Genomic DNA, 17776 nt, shown 5'->3' with positions numbered 1-17776 from the left:
GGGGTCGGTTCCGGCCCCGCGTCGGGACGTTCGGGTTCAGGCGGCCGGGACCAGGGGCGCGCGCGGGGAGGTGCGCAGGGGCGCCGCGAGGCCGACGAGGGCCTGCTCCAGGCCGTGCAGATGGCCGAGGGCGGCCTCGGCGCCGGGGTGGTGGTGCGGCACCCCGGCCGCCTCGGCGACCGAGGCCCCCACGGGCCGCGCCGGGGGCACGAGGGCGTGGACGGCGGCCTCGACGCGCCAGGCGGCGGCCGCGAGCCGGGCGTCGTGCGAGGCGTCCGGGTCGGCCGTGACGGCGGCGAGGCCCCTGATCTCGCGGGCGCAGTCGTCCAGGAGCGCGAGCACCCGGCGGGCGCGGGCCTTGCGGGCGCGCAGCGGGCTCAGCGGGTGCACGAGCGGCGCGAGGGAGAGCCGGACCCGGCCGAGCAGGAGCTCCAGCTCGGCGGCGTGCGGCGCCGGGTCGGCGTCCGGGTCGCCGGCGAGCCGGCGGGCGGCGGCCGTGGTGCAGGTGTGCACGCAGGTCACGGCCCGCTCGATCCAGGCGTTGGTGGCGGCGTGCGTGGTCACGGGCAGCAGGGCCACGCCGATCGCGGCGCCGATCGCGCCGACGGCGGTCTCCTGGAAGCGGAGCAGCAGCAGCCCGGGGTGCAGGACGCCGAGCAGCCCGTACAGCAGTCCGGCCATGACGGTCACGAAGAACATCATCCAGCTGTACGAGAGCGGGGCGGTGTAGAAGATCCCGAAGACGCACACGGCGACGAGGAGGGCGGTCGGGGCGGGCGCGCCGCCGAGGGGGACGGCGATCAGGAGTCCGGCGGCGATGCCGAGGACGGTGCCGAGGACCCGGCGGAAGCCCCGGACGAGGGTCTCGCCGCGCGAGGCGGTGTTGACGAAGATCCACCAGGCGGTGCCGACGGCCCAGTACCAGCGCTCGGGGGAGATCAGCTGTCCGGCGGCGAGGGCGACGGCGCAGGCGGCGGTGGCCTGGAAGGCCTGGCGGGTGGTGGGGCGGGCGAGGCCGGCGCCCGGCAGCGGGACGGGCGCGGCGGGCGGCGGGACGCGCCGCTCGATGCACCAGGCGCCGAAGCGGACGGCGCCGGAGGCGAGCAGGGCGAGGGCCACGGCCGCGTACAGCTCCGGGAGCTGCGCGGGGAGCGCGTGCAGGAACTGCGTCACGAAGAACTGCATGAAGGCGAAGATGCCGAGCGCGTGTCCGCGCGGTCCCCAGCGGCGGGCGTAGACCCCGGCGAAGACGACGAGGAGCCAGGCGGCGTCGCGGAGGAGGGGGGCGCCGTGGAGGACGGTCGCCAGGGCGAGGACGGGGAATCCGGCGGCCGGCAGCAGGGCGGTGGTGACGGCCTGGCGGCGCACGGTCGGGTCGCCCACGGTGAAGAGGGCGAGCAGCGCGGCGAGGCCGGCCGTGATGGAGGCGGTGAGGGAGAACCCCGCGAGCTCGGCGAGCGCGACCGCGAGGCCGATGCCGAGGACCGCCCGCAGGGAGACGCGCAGTCGGACGAGGCCCGGATCCGGGGCCACGAACATCTTCTTCACGGCTACGGCCGCCCCCTTGTCTTGCCTTTCGCCGGCCGTGCGGCGCCCCGGGGTGGTGGGGTCGCGCGGACACGACGAAGGCGCCGCGGTCCGGACCGGCCTCGTCGCCGCCCCGGCGCTGCGCGGCGCCGAAAGTACGTGGATACGACACAGGAAAACATCCCTGGTCCCATTGGCTCAACTCATCGCCGATCCACTGGACCATTGGCCCGGCGAGAGGATTCCGCGCCGCTCCATTGGTGGACCAACGGACCATTCTCGCGGGAAAGCCGCCGCCGTGGCGGGCGCGGAAGGCGGTCCGGATCGCGGAAGGATCGGCTCCGGGTCTCGACGGTTCGCCCGGCACGGGCCTATCCTCACTGCTTACTTACTCGTCAGTAACAGCTCTGCACCGTCGCTTCGGAGGATCTCCATGCCCCGGCCCGCACACTCCGCCCTCGCTCTCGCCGGCCTGATGGCCGCCGCGGGCACCGCCCACTTCCTCGCCCCGAGGCCGTTCGACGCGATCGTGCCGCGCGTCCTGCCGGGCAGCCCGCGGACGTGGACGCGGGTCAGCGGGGTCGCCGAACTGGCCCTCGCCGCCGGTCTCGCGGTGCCGGGCACGCGCCGGGCGAGCGCCCGCGCGACCGCCCTCTTCCTCACCGCCGTCTTCCCGGCCAACGTGAAGATGGCGTACGACTGGCGCCACCGCCCCACGGCGGCCAAGGCCGTCGCCTACGGCCGCGTGCCCCTCCAGCTCCCCCTGGTCCTCTGGGCCCGGCACGCGGCCCGCGCGGAGGACTGAGGGGCACGGAGGCACGGGAAGCGTAGAGTCGGGCCGCGGGCGGGACCGAAGGAGGCCGGCGGGGCATGGCGGTGGACGAACTCGACACCCGGATCCTGCGGCTGCTGATCGAGCAGCCGAGGACGAGCGTGCGCGAGTACGCGCGGATCCTGGGCGTGGCGCGGGGCACCGTGCAGGCCCGGATCGACCGCCTCGAACGCGACGGCGTGATCACGGCGACCGGCCCGGTCCTCTCCCCCGCCGCCCTCGGCCACCCGGTGCTCGCCTTCGTGCACGTCGAGGTGACCCAGGGACACCTGGACGAGGTCGGGGACGCCCTCGCGGCCGTGCCGGAGATCGTGGAGGCCTTCTCGATCACCGGCGGCGGCGATCTGCTGACCCGGGTGGTGGCGCGGGACGCCGGGCACCTGGAGGACGTCATCCAGCGGCTGATCCAGCTCCCCGGGGTGGTCCGCACCCGGACCGAGATCGCGCTGCGCGAGCGGGTGCCCCACCGGCTGCTGCCCCTGGTCGAGGCGGTCGGACGGAGACCGGGGACTTCCTGAGCCCCTTCGGTCCGGGTGGCACCTGCGAGGTGAAAGGCCCCTTTGTCATTGCAAGTGCGGTGATCGACGGCTTAGTCTTCCACCCATGCAGTCCTACACCATCGGGCAGGCCGCGCGTCTGCTGGGCGTCAGCCCCGACACGGCCCGCCGCTGGGCCGACGCGGGCCGGGTCACCACCCACCGCGACGAGAACGGCCGGCGGCTCATCGAGGGCCACGACCTCGCCGCGTTCTCCGTGGAGATCGCGCAGGGCGACGACGAGGACGCGTCGTACACGTCGGCGCGCAACGCCTTCCCGGGCATCGTCACGGCGATCAAGCTCGGCGACGTCGCGGCCCAGGTCGACATCCAGGCCGGTCCGCACCGGCTCGTCTCCCTCCTGACCCGGGAGGCCGTGGAGGAACTGGGACTGGAAGTCGGCATGCAGGCCACCGCCCGCGTGAAGTCGACCAGCGTGCACATCGACGTGACCTGACCCCGCGTCCGCCCGGAACGGAGGACGGGGAACGGGGAACGGGGAACGGGGAACGGCGGGGCCACGGGATCAGCGGGTGTCGCGGACGCCGCCGGCGCCGTGGACGCTGCGGGCGACCAGGATCGCCACGTCGTCCTGGGCGGAGTCCCCGAGGAGCCGTGCGAGGACCTCGTCGCACAGCGTGTCCAGGGGCCGGTCGAGGGGCCGGAGCGCCTGGGCCAACTGCCCCATGCCCTGGTCGAGGTCCCGGTCGCGGGCCTCGACCAGGCCGTCCGTGTAGAGGGCGAGGAGTCCGCCCTCGGGCAGGTCGACCTCCTCCGTGCCGAAGTCGTGGGCGCCCGTGCCCAGCGGGGTGCCCGGCGGTCCTTCGAGGAAGCCGACGGTCCCGTCCGGGGTGGCGACGGCCGGTGGCGGGTGTCCCGCGCGGGCGATCACCCACCGGCCGGTGGCCGGGTCGTGGACCGCGTAGACGCAGGTCGCCATCTCGTCCTCGCCGAGGTCCGCCACGACGGCGTCGAGGGAGCTGAGCATCCGGGCCGGCGGGATGTCGTGGCGGGCCAGGGTCCGCACGGCGGTGCGGAGCTGGCCCATGACGGCCGCCGCGTGGATGCCGTGGCCCATGACGTCGCCGATGACGAGCCCGGTCCTGCCGCCCGGCAGGGCGATGACGTCGTACCAGTCGCCGCCGACGTCGTGGGCGCTCGCGGGCAGGTAGCGGCCGGTGAGTTCGAGGCCGGTGACGGCGGGGAGCGCGTTGTTGGTGAGGGAGCGCCGGAGGGTGAGGGCGGCCTCCCGCTGGGTGGTGTAGAGGCGGGCGTTGTCGATGTTGAGGGCGGCGCGGGCCACGACCTCGTCGACGAGGACCCGGTCCTGGGCGTCGAAGGGCTCGCGGGTCCGCAGCCTGGTCACCGTGACCGCGCCGAGGACCTTGCCCCGGGCCACGAGGGGGACGAGCCGCGCCGAGCCGATGCGGGCGGCGAAGTAGTCGCGGAGCGCCTCGGTGCGCGGGTCGCCGAAGAGGGCCGGGAGGTCGGAGGCGTAGAGGTTGGTGGGCCGCCCGTGGACGACGACCCGCTCGTACACGGAGTCCAGCGGGATCTGGAAGGTCTGGCCCGGGACGAGCACGGACGTGGGGGCGGTCGGCTCGGGGAAGCGGGCGGCGAGCCGCCGCAGGACGCCCCGGGTGGAGGCGGCCGGGTCGTCGGGTTCGAGGACCGACTCCAGCATCTGCACGTCGGCCGAGTCGGCGAGCTGGGGCACGAGGAAGCGGACGACCTCCTCCGCCGTCCGTCCGAGGTCCAGGGTGGTGCCGATCCGGGCGCCGGCCTCCGCGAGCAGGGCGAAGCGGTGGCGGGCCCGCTCGACCTCGTCGTGCGCCTCCTGGCTCTCGGTGATGTCGACGAGGGAGGCGATGAGCCCCAGGGGCCGGCGGTCGGTGCGGTCGAGGAGCGGGGCGTACGAGCAGGACCAGATGTGGTCGCGGCCGGGGTCGGCGGGGGTGCGACCGACCCGGCGGGCGTCGACGACGGCGGTGCCGGTGTGGAGGACCCGGCGCATGAGGACTTCGAGCGAGTCGGCGTTGACGCCGGGCACGACCTCGGCGAGGCGGCGGCCCACGTGCTCGGCGGCCGGGACGCCGTTCATCCGGGTCAGGGCGTCGTTGACGCGCAGGAAGCGCAGGTCGGGGCCGAGCAGGGCGAGGCCGATGGGCGACTGGGTGAAGAGGCTCTCCATCGCCGCCAGGTTCTCCCGCATCCGCAGGACCTCGGAGGTCTCCACGGCGATGAGCATCGCCCCCGTCCGCCCCTTCGGGTCGGCGGCCGGCACGATCCACATCTCCATGGCGACCGCGTGCCCGTCGCGGTGGCGGACGGGCAGCGTGCCCATGATGGTCTCGCCCGCCTGGACGCGGAGGGTGAGCCGGTCGGCGAGCTCCCGGTTGGCGTCGGGGACCAGGAGCGGGGTGGCGAGCCGCCCGAGGACGTGCTCGGGGCGGTGGCCGAGGAGGTCCTGGGCGGCGAGGGACCATTCGACGATGCGGCCGTCGGCGTCCTCCCGCCAGAGGGCGATCGGCAGCAGTTCGCGGAGCACGCCGGCGTCCCCCACGGCCGCCCGGGGCGGCTGCGGGACCCTGCTCGACGACTGGTGAGTCTCCAACGCACCGCCCCACGCCTCGGTCGGCCCCAGGGGGCGCAATCCCTACCGAATCACCCTATCCGAGACATCGACGGCGAGCGCTGCGCATGCGGCCGTTCGATGCCCTCCGGCGGACCCGGGGCCGGACGTGACAGGCACGGCCGGGAACGGCGAAGATCTGGACGCGGACGGGCGTCCGGCGGACCGGACGGCCACCGGGGCCGCCGGGGCCGCCGGGACGCGGAGGCGTCGGCGGAGGCTTCGGCTTCAACTTCGGCGGAGGCTTCGGCTTCGGCTTCGGCTTCGGCTTCGGCTTCGGCTTCGGCTTCGGCGGACGAACGTGTACGGCGAGGCGGGGGCGGCGGCCGGTACCGCTCCGGGGACCAGGGAACGACCCGAGTACAGGGGTGCGCGCGTGAGCAGAGTGATCGACGGCCGTTTCGAGCTGGTGGAGCGGCTGGGCGGGGGCGGCATGGGGACGGTGTGGCGCGCCCGGGACCTGGCCCTCCACCGCGACGTGGCGCTCAAGGAGGTGCGCCCGCCGGACCCCGCGACGGCCGGGCACGACACCGAGGGCGCGCGGACCCTGCGCGCGCGGGTGCTGCGGGAGGCCCGCGCCCTGGCCCGGATCGACCACCCCAACGTGGTGACGATCCATCACATCGTGGACGCGGGCGAGGGCACCTACCCGTGGCTCGTGATGGAGCTGGTCACCGGCGGCTCCCTCCAGGACCGGCTCGACCGGGGCACGATGACCCCTGCCGAGGCCGCCGGGCTCGGCCGCGAGCTGCTCTCGGCGCTGCGCGCCGCCCACGGCCTGGGCATCGAGCACCGCGACGTGAAGCCCGCCAACGTCCTGCTGCGGCCCGACGGACGGCCGGTCCTCACCGACTTCGGCATCGCGGCGATCCAGGAGTCCACCGCGCTGACCGCCTCGGGCTCGATCATCGGCTCGCCGGACTACATGGCGCCCGAGCGGATCCGGGGCGGCGCGAGCGGCCCGGCGGCCGACCTGTGGTCGCTGGCCATGCTCTTGTACGTGGCGGTGGAGGGCCGCCACCCGCTGCGCCGGGAGAACACCCTGGCGACCCTGGCGGCGGTCATCTCCGACGACGTGCCTCCCCCGGTCCGGGCCGGCGCGCTGACCGGCGTACTGACCCGGCTGCTCGTCCGGGACCCGGCGGCGCGCCCGGACGCGGAGGAGCTGGACCGGGCGCTGACGGCCGTCGCGACGGGGACGCCGGAGGACGGCGGGGCGGTACGGGACCGGGCTCCGGGCTTCGGAGCGCCGGGCTTCGGGCCACCGAACGCCGGAGGCACGGGCTTCGGAGGGCCGGGCGCCGGGAGTACGGGCTTCGGGGAGCCGGGGACGGGAGGCGCGGACGCCGGGGGGACGACGTCGTTCCGGCTCGCGCCGCCGGGGGCGGGCGGTCCGGCGGGCACGGGCCCCGGGCCCGGGTTCCCCGGGGCGGGCGCTCCGGCGGGCTTCCCCGGTGGCTCCCCCGCGACCGCCCCGGTGACGGGCGGCGCTCCCGGGCGGCGCGGACGCCGGATCGTCGTGGCGGCCGCCGTGGCGGCGGTCCTGGCGGTGGGCGTACTGGTCGCCGTCGTGAACTGGGACCGGGGCGCGGGCGAGCCGGGCGGCGGGCCGACCGCCGCCGCCCCCTCGCACCGGGGTCCGGGCGCGCAGCCCTCGGCGTCGGCGCAGCCCTCGGCGTCGGCGGCGCCCTCGAAGGAGCCCGCGACGAAGGCGACCACCGGGAAGCCCGACCTGCTGACGCCCGAGGGGGTCCGCACCGCCGTCGCCGCCGTCAAGGCGGCCTCGGGCAACGCGAAGGTCAGCAGGTTCGTCGTGTACCCGGAGTACGCGATGGCCGAGGCGATGGTCGAGGGCAGCACGAAGCGGTACGACCAGTACGTGTACCGGGGCGGGGACGTGGCCGTCCGGCAGGGCCCCGGCGGCACCGCCTTCCCCGGCTCGGTCCCGGTCGACCTGGACACCTTCGCGTGGGACGCCCTGCCGGCGCTCCTGAAGCGCGCCGACAAGGAGCTGGGGGTGAAGGAGCCGACCCACCGCTACCTGGTCGTCAGCCCGGCCTCGACCCTCACGAACACCGCCGCCGGGATGAGCGTCTACCTGTCCGACACGTACGGGTCCGCCTATCTGGCGGCCGACGCGAAGGGGCGGGTGACCTCCGTCTACCCCCGCGAGGACTGACGGCGTCCGGAGGGGGCCGGGCGGTCAGGCCGTTCCGGGGGCCGTGAACGCGACTCCGGCCGCCGGTACGGTGACCTCCGCGTCGCTCCCGAGGGCGTACGCCGCCACCCGTGAGGCCGTCGCGGCCGGAACCGCCTCGGCGACGCCCGGTACCGCCGGGACGTCCTGGGTGGCGTGCGCGTCGTGGGGCACGACGACCCGGTAGCCGCGCGCCAGGGCCGTACGGGCCGTCGCCTGCACGCACATCTCCGACATCACCCCGCAGACGGCGACCGCACGGACCCCCGCGCCGGTGAGGACGTCGCCCAGCGGCGTCCCCAGGAAGCCGTCGTCCTCGGGCTTGCGGATCACCCGTTCCAGCGGGCCCGGCTCCACGCGGTGGTGCAACTCCCAGCCGGGGGTGTGGGGTTCGTCCTCCGAACCGGGCGGGCCGTCGTTCTGGAGGTGGACGACGAGCGCCCCGTCCCGCCGGGCGCGGGCGATCAGGTCCGTCGTCCGGTCGACGAGCCGGTCCGCGTCGGGCACGGCCCCGTCGCCGGTGACGAACGCCGACTGCACGTCCACGACGATCAGGGCGTCGACGGGCGGGGTCTCCACGGGCTGCGCGCTGTCGGTCATCCCGCCATCCTCGTGCCCCACCGGGCCGTGCCGCCACGGGATTTCGGCCGGAGAGGGCCGCCGGTCAGCCGCCCGTCGCGCGGGACGCCCCGTTCAGGAGCAACCGGCCGGAGACGCCCGTCGCCAGGAGGCCGGCGAGCAGGGCGACGAGGGAGGCGCCGGGGCCCGACGCCCAGTCGACCTCCGGGGCGTGGACGGCGAGGACGACGGCGGCGGCGAGGGCCACGGCCGGGACCGCGCCGAGGGCCGGGCGGAGCCGGGTCAGGTCGTCCTCGGCCAAGGAGGCGAGGACGCCGACGCCGAGGGCGAGCGCCCACACCCCGAGGCCCTGCGCGTCGGCGCGGTTCACCGTCCACGGCACGAGCGGGCCCCAGAAGGCGGGGAAGACGAGGAGACCGGCCCCGATGCCGAGCCAGCCGGAGCCGAGCACGGCGAGCGGCGGCTTCGACCAGCCGGGCAGCGGGGCGGCGGGCACCCGCCGGCCCGCGTCCGCGAGGCGGGCCGGGCGGCGGTACTGCGCGGCGAGGCAGCCGACGGCGCCGAGCGCGAGGACGCCGAGGACGGCGACCCAGCCGAGGCTGAACAGGGCGAGGAACAGCGGCCCCCCCTCGGCCGCCTGGAGGCTGCCGGCGTTCAGGAGGCTCACCGCCAGGAGGCCGACGAGGACGGTCACGAGCGGCAGGACGAGGCTCCGCACCTCCTCCCAGACGCGGGCCCGGCCGAGCCTGAGAAGGGCGGGTGCCACCCCGGCCGTCGCCGCGCCGAGGAGTCCGGGGCTGAGCGCCTCCGGGGACACCCAGGCCCCCGCCGCGTACCCGGCCAGGCTCGTGCCGGCAAGCAGCGCGCCGACGGCGAGGCCGACGCCCCCGACGACACCGCCCAGGACCACGATGCCGGGCGAGAGCTCCCGGCCGTCGGGCGTCCCCTCGTCCACGGGCGTCCGTTCTCCGGCGGTGCTCACGCGCGTTCCCCTTCCCCCGTGGCGGCCGACGCGGACCCGGTGCGTACGAGAACCGGTCCGGCCACCCGTGTCCCCTGCCGCTTCACGACCTCGCGGGCGTGCAGGATCCGCAGGCTCACCGCCGTGACGGCCGCGTACGCGAGGACGCCGCAGCCGATGCCGACGCCCGCGATCAGGGCCGTCACCCGGTCGAGGCCGAGGGTCCGCTCCAGGACCGGGACCGTCACCGCCGAGAACGCGGGGGCCAGGCACAGGGCCGCGAGGTGCAGCCCCCACTCCTCGGCGGCCCAGAGGGCCCCCCGGGCGCGGGCGCGGGCCGCCCGCACGGCGATGACCGCGTACATCGCTCCGTACGGGACGAGGTACGCGAGCAGGAGCCGGCGCCCCGCCGTGCCCCCGTCGAGGAACGAGACCGCGATCCACGCGAGGCCCGCGGCGCCCGCGAGATGGGCGGCGACCCGGACGGGGGCCGGGCACCAGGTGCCGGTCAGGCCCGGGACGGAGGTGCGCCGGTCGAGGGCGCGGGAGGCCAGCAGCGCGCCGAAGACGACGAGCGCGCCGAGGTGCATGATCGCGACGCGGTTGACGTCGAGGATGTCGAGCCCCGGGTAGAGCCGGGGCAGCGCGCCCCATTCGAGCCGCAGGAGCGGAGCGGTCATCAGGAAGCCGTAGCAGAGCAGCATCCAGCGCTGGTGCAGGTCGGGGAAGCCCCGGACGGCGGCGAGGACGCCGGAGGTCACGCTGCCGACGGTGCCGACGAGGATGGTGGCGAGCACGATCCAGAACGCGGCCCCGCTGAACGCCTCCGCCGGCGGGGTGCGCACCAGGTAGAGGGCGGCGCCCGCCATCGACGCGTACACCGTGACGGCGAAGACGGTCCCGGCGGCCCGGTGGAGCCGGATCCGGCGCCGGACGGCCGAGAGGAGCTGCACGGGCCCGAGCAGCATCAGGAGGCCGCCGAGGACCGAGTGCACGATCAGCGGGACCAGGCTGCGCTCGTACGGCCCCGCCCGGTCGCGGACGGCCTCGGCCACGAACTCCGGCGAGACGGTCCGGCCGAGGACCCATTCGCCGAGGGCGGGCGCGCCCGGCCGGGCGTACGGCCAGAGTTCGGTCACGGCGATCGGCGCGTACGCGAGGCAGACCGCCGTCACGGCGAGGACGGCCGCCCGCCCCCGTCTCGTGCCTGCCGTACGTCGACGTTCCACGGCGGTTCCCCCTTCGCCCCCTCCGCGCGCCCACGGCCGCGATAGTCCTGTCTGGACCATGGAGGGACTACGGAGGAAGGTAGGGCGGGCCGGGGACGGGGGTCAACCGGTCGGTAACAAGAATTCGGGACGGGGGCCTCGACGGGATCAGGGCTCGCGGCTCTCGACCCACTGCCAGAAGTCGACCATCATCCGCTCGTAGCGGATGCCGAACTCCAGCGCCTCGCGCTGGCCGCGCGTCAGCAGTTCGCCCACGTCGCGGGCCAGTTCCTCGTACCCGTCGAGGGTCCGCCGGTGCTCCTCGACCTGGACGGGGGCGTGGACGCGCGGGCTGGCCCCGAACCACAGCTTGAGGATGCCGCGTTCGCGGGCCTCGACGGGCACGAAGGCCGGGTCGGCGAGCCAGTCGCGCAGGGCCGCCGCGCCCTCCCCGGTGAGGCTCATCAGCCGCCGGTTCCGGCCGCCGGGCTGGCGCACCTCCGAGAGGAGTCCCGCCTCCAGGAGCCGGTCGCACTGCGCGTAGACCTGGGCGTGCGGCATGGACCAGAACGGCGCCACGGTCCGCGCCGCCTCGACCTTCACGTCGTACGGAGTGGCCTCGCCCAGCTTGTCGATGATGCCGAGCACGAGGTACGAGGGCGTGGTCAACCGGACTTCAGACATGCGGCGACCGTACCCCGGCCCTATTCCGTCCGGCGGGCCCTCGCCGGGGCGGCCCCGGAGACCGCTCCGGCCGGGGCGGTCTCCGGGCGGAGGAGGCCGTCGAGCGCGGTCAGGCGGATGAGCCGGAGGATCCTCGGCTGGTCGCAGAGGAGCCGCCAGCGCGCGCCCCGTTCCCGCGTGCGCTCGGCGCAGCGGACCAGGAGGCCGAGTCCGGTGGCGTCGCAGAAGGTGAGTCCCCGGATGTCGAGGGTCAGCGCGTCGGACTCCCGGGCGAGGACGTCGAGTTCGGGGCGCAGGCGCCGCACCAGGACGAGGTCGAGCTCGCCCCGGAGGGCGGCGACGGTGTGTCCGCCGGACGAACGTGCTTCCAGATGTCGGCCTTGACGGGGGATCAGCTGCATCGACCTCTCCAGGGGGTGGTTCCGTATGTCACACAGAGCGTGACCAACTCCTACCCGGAGGGGACGTTTCGCCTGTCACGCAATCACCCGAATCGGTGAATATCAGCCCTGTTTTCCCGTGCCGGCCCCCGGTGCACCCCTTCCCCGCCGGGGGCCTTTCACCGCCGGGGGCCGTTCACCGCCCGTCCGCCGCGAGGGCCGCGGCGGCCTCCTCCTGGATGCGGCCGAACTCGGCGCCCATGGCGGCGGCGAGCGCCTGGGCGGCGGAGAGGGGGCGGACCATGACGGTGAACTCGTCGATCCTGCCCTCCTCGTCGAAGTGGAGGAAGTCGCAGCCGTTGATCTCTTTGTCCCCGACCTTCGCGGTGAAGACGAGGGCGTGGTCGCGGCCGTCCGCGCCCTCGATCTCGCGGACGTACCGGAAGTCGGAGAAGACCCGGAGGACCCCGCGCAGGATCGCGGCGGTGAGGGCCTTGCCGGGGTACGGCTTGAAGGCGACGGGGCTGGTGAAGACGACGTCCTCGGCGAGCAGGGCCTCGACGGCGTCGAGGTCGCGGTTCTCCACGGCGGTACGGAACGGGTGCACGGCGCGACTCCATAGACAACTAGTTGAGTAGGTGCAGAAGTAGCTAACCGTACGGTCCTCGTCCCGTCCAGGGGCCGCTCCCACGACGGCCCCCGGACGGGAGCGCTCCCCGGGCTCCCGTCCGTCCGGCCCCGCCGTGCCGTCAGCCCGCCGTCCTCGCCATCCACGCCTCGACCTCGTCCGCCGAGCGCGGCAGGCCCGCCGACAGGTTCTCGTGGCCGTCCTCGGTGACGAGCAGGTCGTCCTCGATGCGGACGCCGATGCCCCGCCACTCCTCGGGCACGGTCAGGTCGTCGGGCTGGAAGTACAGGCCCGGCTCGACGGTCAGGACCATGCCCGGCACGAGAACGGCGTCGACGTACTCCTCCGTGCGCGCCCGCGCGCAGTCGTGGACGTCCAGGCCGAGCATGTGGCCGGTGCCGGCCATGGTGAAGCGGCGCTGGAGGCCGAGGGCGTACGCGCGGTCCACCGGCCCCTCGACGAACCCCCACTCCACGAGGCGGGCCGTCAGGCTGCGCTGCGCCGCCTCGTGGAAGGCGCGGTAGGGGGCGCCCGGCTTCACCGCCGCCATCCCGGCCTCCTGCGCCTCGTGCACGGCGTCGTACACCCGGCGCTGGACGGCGGTGAAGGTGCCGCTGATCGGGAGGGTGCGGGTGACGTCGGCGGTGTAGAGGGTGCGGGTCTCCACGCCGGCGTCGAGGAGGAGCAGGTCGCCGGGGCGCACCGGTCCGTCGTTGTCCGTCCAGTGCATGATCGTGGCGTGCTCGCCGGCGGCGCAGATCGAGCCGTAGCCGACGGAGTTGCCCTCCAGGCGGGCCCGGCGGAAGAAGGTGCCCTCGATCCAGCGCTCGGAGGAGGCGACCGCCCGGGAGAGCTCCGCGACGCAGTCGGTGAAGCCGCGCACGGTGGAGTCGACCGCCTTGCGCAGCTCGCCGACCTCCCAGGCGTCCTTGACGAGCCGGAGGCCGCTCAGCGCCTCCTCCAGCTCCTCGTCGCGCTCCTCGTCGGTGGCGACGGCCGCTTCGAGGGCCGGGTCGATCCCCCGGACGATCCGGGTCGGGACGCCGGTCCCGGCGGCCAGGTCGTCGGCGGCGGTGCGGACGTCGCGGCAGGGCAGTCCGAGGACGGCGCCGGACTCGGCGAGGGAGGGGCGGCGGCCCGTCCACAGCTCGGCCGTGTAGCCGATCCAGAACTCGTCGTCCTCCCGGCTGTCGCGGGGCAGCTGGTAGCAGTACGCGTCGTGGCCGCCGTCGGCGCGGGGTTCGAGGACGAGGGCGCCGTCGCGGGCCCGGTCGCCGGTCAGGTGCACGTAGCCCGAGTACGGGCGGAACGGGTAGACGTCGTCGTTGGAGCGGTACTTGAGGTTCCCCGAGGGGACGACCAGGCGCTCGCCGGGGAAGAGCGCGGAGAGCGCGGCGCGGCGGCGGGCCGCGTACGGGGCCTGCTCGTCGGGTTCGAGTCCGTGCCGTTCGGTGTCCGCCCACCCCGTCCTCATCAGGGCGGAGAGCTCCTCGGAGACGCCTTCGTAGAGACCGTTCTTGCGACCCTTCGCCACGTCCTGCTCCTTCTTCCGGTTCTTCCCGGTTCTTCGGGGGGGCACGGCCGCCGGGCGTCGGCGGCCCCCGGACGGTACTGCGCCCGGCGCCCGCCGGTGGCCGGGGTCCGCCAGTGGCACGGATCGGCCACTCAGAGGTGCGGCGGGCGCCGATAATGCGGTCATGGCGAACGACGCGAGGCTCGGTGAGGCGCTCCGGCTGCTGGGGGTCGGGGAGGGGGCCAGGCGGCTCTACCCGCGCCTCCTGGAGCTCGGGCCCGCGCCGCTGGACGCGATCGGCGCGGCGGCCGGTCTGGCGGGCGGCGGGCTCGCGGCCGCGTACGGCGAGCTGGTCGACGCGGGTCTGGCGAGCGCCGTCGCGGACGGCGGGGACCCGGTGGCCCCGGTGCCCCCGGCGGCGGGTCTGGAGATCCTCGGCCGGCACCGGGCGGCCGAGCTGGACGAGTCCCGGATCACGGTCGGCGGGGCGTTCGAGGCGTTCCGGCGGCAGCGGCTCGCGGCGTACCACGACGACCTGGTCGAGGTGGTGACCGGGGAGGCGGTCGGACCCCGGATGCGGCAGGCCTGGGCCAGCGCGCGGGAGCGGATCAGGCAGCTCGACTCGCCCCCGTACTTCCCGCTGCCGAGCGCCACCGACGACGCGCTCGCGACCCTGGCGCGCGGGGTGACGCAGCGGGTCGTCTACTCGCAGGCGTCCCTGGAGCACCCGGGGCAGCTGGAGGAGGCGATCGAGCCGTGCGTGGAGGCGGGCGAGCAGGCGCGGGTGCTGCCGTCGGTGCCGGTGAAGCTGCTGATCATCGACGAGGCGTACGCGCTGGTCTCGCTCTCCATCAGGGAGGCCGACGTCCACAACAGCATGCTGGTCGTGCAGCCCTGCGGCCTGCTCTCGGCGCTCGTGGCGCTCTTCGAGCAGACCTGGCGGAGCGCGCTGCCCCTGCACGGCCGCTCGGTGCGGCCGGCGGGGCTGCTGCCCGCCGACCGCCGGCTGCTCCGGCTCCTCGCGGCCGGGGCGGGCGACGACGTCGTCGCCCGGGAGCTCGGGGTCAGCCGCCGCACGCTCTTCCGCCGGATCCAGGTCCTGATGGCCCGGCTCGGCGCTACGAGCCGGTTCCAGATGGCGCTCCAGGCGCAGCGCTCGGGGTGGCTGTGACGTCACCGCACCCGGGGGCCGGTGCGAGGTTCTTCCACAGGAAGGTGTGCAGGAGGGCGCTGTTGTGGGCGGCCTGTTCGTTGTCCCCCGCGCCCGCGTGGCCGCCGCCGGTGTTCTCGTGGAAGAGGACGGGGTGGCCGAGCTCCCGGAGCCGCGCCGCCGTCTTGCGGGCGTGGCCGGGGTGGACGCGGTCGTCGCGGGTCGAGGTCATCAGGAGGACGGGCGGGTAGGGCCGGTCCGCCTCCAGGCGGTGGTACGGGGAGAGGTCCCGCAGGTGCGGCAGGTCGGCCTCGTCGTCCGGGTCGCCGTACTCGGCGATCCAGGACGCGCCCGCCAGGAGCCTGTGGAAGCGGGTCATGTCGAGGAGCGGCACCTGCGCGACGATCGCGCCGAACAGTTCGGGGTACCGGGTGAGCATCGCGCCCATGAGCAGGCCGCCGTTGCTGCCGCCCACCGCGCCGAGCCGGTCCGGGGTGGTGACGCCCCGGGCGACCAGATCCTCGGCGACGGCCGCGAAGTCCTCGAAGGCGCGCGGCCGTTCGGCGCGGAGCGCGGCCTGGTGCCAGTCGGGTCCGTACTCGCCGCCGCCCCGGATGTTGGCGACGACGTGGGTGCCGCCGCGCTCCAGCCAGGCCCGGCCCCGGACGGCGCCGTAGGAGGGGGTGAGGGAGACCTCGAAGCCGCCGTAGCCGTAGAGCAGGGTGGGCCCGGGGCCGGTGACGGAGTGGTCGGGTCCGATGACGAAGTACGGCACGCGCGTGCCGTCCCGGGAGGTCGCGAAGTGCTGCGCGACGGTCAGGCCGGTCGTGTCGAAGCGTTCCGGTGCCTGCTTGAGGACCTCGGTGTCGCCGCCGATCTCGCCGCGGCGGAGGGTGGAGGGCTGGAGGAAGCCGGACACGTCGAGGAAGTACTCGTCGGTGCGGTCCGGGTCCGTGCCGGTGACGCCGACGTCGGAGAGGGGCGGGACGCCGACGAGGGGCGCGCGGTCCCAGGGGCCCTCGTCGGTCGGGGTGAGGACCTCGACGCGGGTGCCGACGTCGCGCATCGTCTGGAGGACCAGGTGGTGGCGGGTCCAGGTGTGCCCGGCGAGGGCGGTCCGCTCGTCGGGCGCGAACAGGACCTCGTGGGCGCGGTCGCCCGCGAGGAAGGCGTCGAAGCCGAACGCGAGGAGGGAGCCGCTCGGCCGCCCGAGCCACTCGGACTTGAGGGCGACGATCAGGTGGCGGCGGTGCGCGTAGGCCTCGGCGTCCTCGGGCACGTCGATCCGCACGAGCGTCCCGCCGGGCTCCAGGAGGTGCGTCTCGCTGCGGAAGAAGTCCAGCGAGCGGCCGACGAAGTCGCGTTCGAAGCCGGGCGTGGTGTCGTGGTAGCCCCAGGCCGACACGTCCGTGCTCCCGGCCTCGAAGACCGTCTCGGCCTCTTCCAGGGGGGTGCCGCGCCGCCAGCGGCGGACCGTGCGGGGGTAGCCCGAGTCGGTCAGCGAGCCCGGCCCGGTGTCGGTGCCGACGAAGACGGTGTCGGCGTCGATCCAGCCGATCCGGGTCTTCGCCTCCGGCAGCCGGAAGCCGTCCTCGACGAACTCCTTCGCCTCCAGGTCGAACTCGCGGACCACCGCGGCGTCGGCGCCGTCCCGCGAGAGGCTCACCAGGGCCCGGTCGTGGGCGGGCCGGCGCGCGACCGCCCCGTCCCAGACCCACTTCTCGTCCTCCTCCGCGGCGAGCGCGTCGACGTCGAGGAGGAGCTCCCACTCGGGCTCGTCCTTGCGGTACTGCTCCAGGGTGGTGCGCCGCCACACCCCGCGCACGTGCTCGGCGTCCTGCCAGAAGTTGTAGAGGTGCGCGCCGCGCCGGGTGGTGTACGGGATGCGGTCCGAGGCGTCGAGCACCTCCCGCAGGCGCTCCTTCAGCGGGGTGAACCCGGGGTCGGCGGCCAGGGCCTCCGCCGTCTCGGCGTTCCGCTCGGCCACCCACGCGAGGGCGGCGTCGCCGGAGACCTCTTCCAGCCACAGGTACGGGTCGTCATCGCTCATCTGCGTATTGTGCGGGACCGGCGCGCACGACCGAAGGGGGCCTGCGGTCTCAGCCGGTCCGGCGGAGCCGTACGCCCAGGTGGTGCTGGAGCGGCAGGCCGACGGCCGCGAGGTCGTGGACGAAGTCGAGCGTGTCCGGGTCGACGAGGGCGTAGCGGCGGCGGGTGGCGTCCACCTGCTTGGCGGTGGGGGCGAGGGCGACCTCGTGGGTGGCGAGGTCGACCGCGGTGCCGTCCGCGCGGCCGACCGAGATCTCCGCGATGCCGGTGGGCTGGGTGATCAGCGCCTCGACGCGCCCCTCCGGCTGGAGCCGCCACCAGCCGCTCTCCCGCGCGGAGGGCCGCAGCGGGGCACCGTCCCCGTCGACCAGCCAGGCCCGCGCCTCGTAGCGGAGGAAGGGCCGCCCGTCGTGGCTGAACACGACCTCCTGCTCGTACGCGAAGTCCTCGTCGAGCGACGGGTACCCGCCGCGCCCCCGTCCGGTCCAGGTCCCCAGGAGCCCGAGGACCGGCGCGAGCAGGGGGTGCGGGGCGGGCCCCGCGTCCGGCCGGAGGGCGTCGGGGTAGGGGTGCTGCCGGTCGCGGTCGGTCATGGGGTGTACTCCTGGATCGTGGGCCGTGCCGGTTCGCAGCCTAGGGGGTGTCCCGTGGGGCCGCCGGTCGCAAGGGAGACCAGAGGGCGGGGATCACGCTCCGGACACGGGCACGTCCCCGTCCCGGCCCCCGGGACGGCGCGTCCACTCTCCGAGACGCCGTTGACCCGCCCCGTGACGGCCGCTACGTTCGCGCCATGTTGCGTACAGCCCTGCTCACCACGCGCGGTCACATCGACCTGCTGCGGGTGGCCTCCGCCGCGTGTCGTCGCGGCCGCTGACGCCCTTTCACCGCTCCTCCCCTCTT

17 protein-coding genes are annotated in these 17776 nt (G+C 75.3%); 6 read left to right on the top strand and 11 right to left on the bottom strand.

Annotated elements, in window-relative coordinates; translation table 11 throughout:
• Positions 1 to 36: 36 nt before the first annotated feature.
• Complete coding sequence (locus ACWGSR_RS25575; RefSeq protein WP_453569335.1) at positions 37 to 1539, bottom strand: FUSC family protein; 1503 nt, start codon at positions 1537 to 1539, stop codon at positions 37 to 39.
• Between the two features lie 421 nt (positions 1540 to 1960).
• On the opposite strand from ACWGSR_RS25575, the gene ACWGSR_RS25570 reads away from it, so the two are divergent.
• The 3 genes from ACWGSR_RS25570 to ACWGSR_RS25560 all read left to right on the top strand — a co-directional run bounded on the left by ACWGSR_RS25570 (position 1961) and on the right by ACWGSR_RS25560 (position 3352).
• A complete protein-coding gene (locus ACWGSR_RS25570) occupies positions 1961 to 2332 on the top strand; it encodes a DoxX family protein (RefSeq protein ID WP_453569280.1) in 372 nt (123 codons plus the stop codon).
• Between the two features lie 65 nt (positions 2333 to 2397).
• Positions 2398 to 2877, top strand: coding sequence for an Lrp/AsnC family transcriptional regulator (locus ACWGSR_RS25565; RefSeq protein ID WP_366372594.1), 480 nt, complete (start codon positions 2398 to 2400; stop codon positions 2875 to 2877).
• 85 nt (positions 2878 to 2962) lie between these two features.
• A complete protein-coding gene (locus tag ACWGSR_RS25560; RefSeq protein WP_366372592.1) occupies positions 2963 to 3352 on the top strand; it encodes a TOBE domain-containing protein in 390 nt (129 codons plus the stop codon).
• 69 nt (positions 3353 to 3421) lie between these two features.
• Here ACWGSR_RS25560 and ACWGSR_RS25555 read toward each other — a convergent pair whose 3' ends face one another.
• Positions 3422 to 5509, bottom strand: a complete 2088-nt coding sequence (locus ACWGSR_RS25555; RefSeq protein ID WP_453569276.1) for a SpoIIE family protein phosphatase — start codon at positions 5507 to 5509, stop codon at positions 3422 to 3424.
• A 394-nt stretch (positions 5510 to 5903) separates the two neighbouring features.
• On the opposite strand from ACWGSR_RS25555, the gene ACWGSR_RS25550 reads away from it, so the two are divergent.
• Complete coding sequence (locus tag ACWGSR_RS25550) at positions 5904 to 7706, top strand: serine/threonine-protein kinase (RefSeq protein WP_453569272.1); 1803 nt, start codon at positions 5904 to 5906, stop codon at positions 7704 to 7706.
• 24 nt (positions 7707 to 7730) lie between these two features.
• Here ACWGSR_RS25550 and ACWGSR_RS25545 read toward each other — a convergent pair whose 3' ends face one another.
• From ACWGSR_RS25545 to ACWGSR_RS25515, 7 genes are all read right to left on the bottom strand, one after another.
• The gene (locus ACWGSR_RS25545; RefSeq protein WP_376234507.1) at positions 7731 to 8324 is read right to left on the bottom strand and encodes an isochorismatase family protein; all 594 of its coding nucleotides are present in this window, start codon (positions 8322 to 8324) and stop codon (positions 7731 to 7733) included.
• A 64-nt stretch (positions 8325 to 8388) separates the two neighbouring features.
• Positions 8389 to 9285, bottom strand: coding sequence for a hypothetical protein (locus tag ACWGSR_RS25540; RefSeq protein ID WP_453569269.1), 897 nt, complete (start codon positions 9283 to 9285; stop codon positions 8389 to 8391).
• Positions 9282 to 10493, bottom strand: coding sequence for a DUF2306 domain-containing protein (locus tag ACWGSR_RS25535; protein ID WP_453569266.1), 1212 nt, complete (start codon positions 10491 to 10493; stop codon positions 9282 to 9284). The genes ACWGSR_RS25540 and ACWGSR_RS25535 overlap by 4 nt, the downstream gene beginning before the upstream one ends.
• 147 nt (positions 10494 to 10640) lie before the next feature.
• Entirely contained in the window at positions 10641 to 11156 is a 516-nt protein-coding gene (locus ACWGSR_RS25530; protein ID WP_376234500.1) for a PadR family transcriptional regulator, read from the bottom strand.
• Positions 11157 to 11176: 20 nt separating this feature from the next.
• On the bottom strand, positions 11177 to 11557 hold the full coding sequence (locus ACWGSR_RS25525; RefSeq protein WP_453569263.1) for an STAS domain-containing protein: 381 nt from the start codon (positions 11555 to 11557) through the stop codon (positions 11177 to 11179).
• A 175-nt stretch (positions 11558 to 11732) separates the two neighbouring features.
• On the bottom strand, positions 11733 to 12143 hold the full coding sequence (locus tag ACWGSR_RS25520) for a nuclear transport factor 2 family protein (RefSeq protein WP_386365834.1): 411 nt from the start codon (positions 12141 to 12143) through the stop codon (positions 11733 to 11735).
• 142 nt (positions 12144 to 12285) lie between these two features.
• Complete coding sequence (locus ACWGSR_RS25515) at positions 12286 to 13698, bottom strand: aminopeptidase P family protein (RefSeq protein WP_453569260.1); 1413 nt, start codon at positions 13696 to 13698, stop codon at positions 12286 to 12288.
• Between the two features lie 163 nt (positions 13699 to 13861).
• Here ACWGSR_RS25515 and ACWGSR_RS25510 point away from each other — a divergent pair, with 163 nt between their 5' ends.
• A complete protein-coding gene (locus ACWGSR_RS25510; protein WP_453569257.1) occupies positions 13862 to 14848 on the top strand; it encodes a LuxR family transcriptional regulator in 987 nt (328 codons plus the stop codon).
• Here the strand turns inward: ACWGSR_RS25510 and ACWGSR_RS25505 are convergent.
• Together ACWGSR_RS25505 and ACWGSR_RS25500 are read right to left on the bottom strand one after the other, a co-directional pair.
• A complete protein-coding gene (locus tag ACWGSR_RS25505) occupies positions 14796 to 16877 on the bottom strand; it encodes a prolyl oligopeptidase family serine peptidase (RefSeq protein WP_453569254.1) in 2082 nt (693 codons plus the stop codon). The genes ACWGSR_RS25510 and ACWGSR_RS25505 overlap by 53 nt on opposite strands.
• Positions 16878 to 16926: 49 nt before the next feature.
• Positions 16927 to 17469 (bottom strand): FABP family protein, encoded by a 543-nt coding sequence (locus ACWGSR_RS25500; protein ID WP_453569252.1) that lies wholly within the window; start codon positions 17467 to 17469, stop codon positions 16927 to 16929.
• Positions 17470 to 17666: 197 nt separating this feature from the next.
• On the opposite strand from ACWGSR_RS25500, the gene ACWGSR_RS25495 reads away from it, so the two are divergent.
• The gene (locus ACWGSR_RS25495; RefSeq protein WP_352027631.1) at positions 17667 to 17750 is read left to right on the top strand and encodes a putative leader peptide; all 84 of its coding nucleotides are present in this window, start codon (positions 17667 to 17669) and stop codon (positions 17748 to 17750) included.
• The last annotated feature ends 26 nt before the right edge of the window (positions 17751 to 17776 follow it).

It is taken from the genome of Streptomyces sp. NPDC055632, assembly GCF_053618675.1.
The sequence above is the reverse complement of the archived record's forward strand: the minus strand, read 5'-3'. Positions and strand labels throughout refer to the sequence as shown.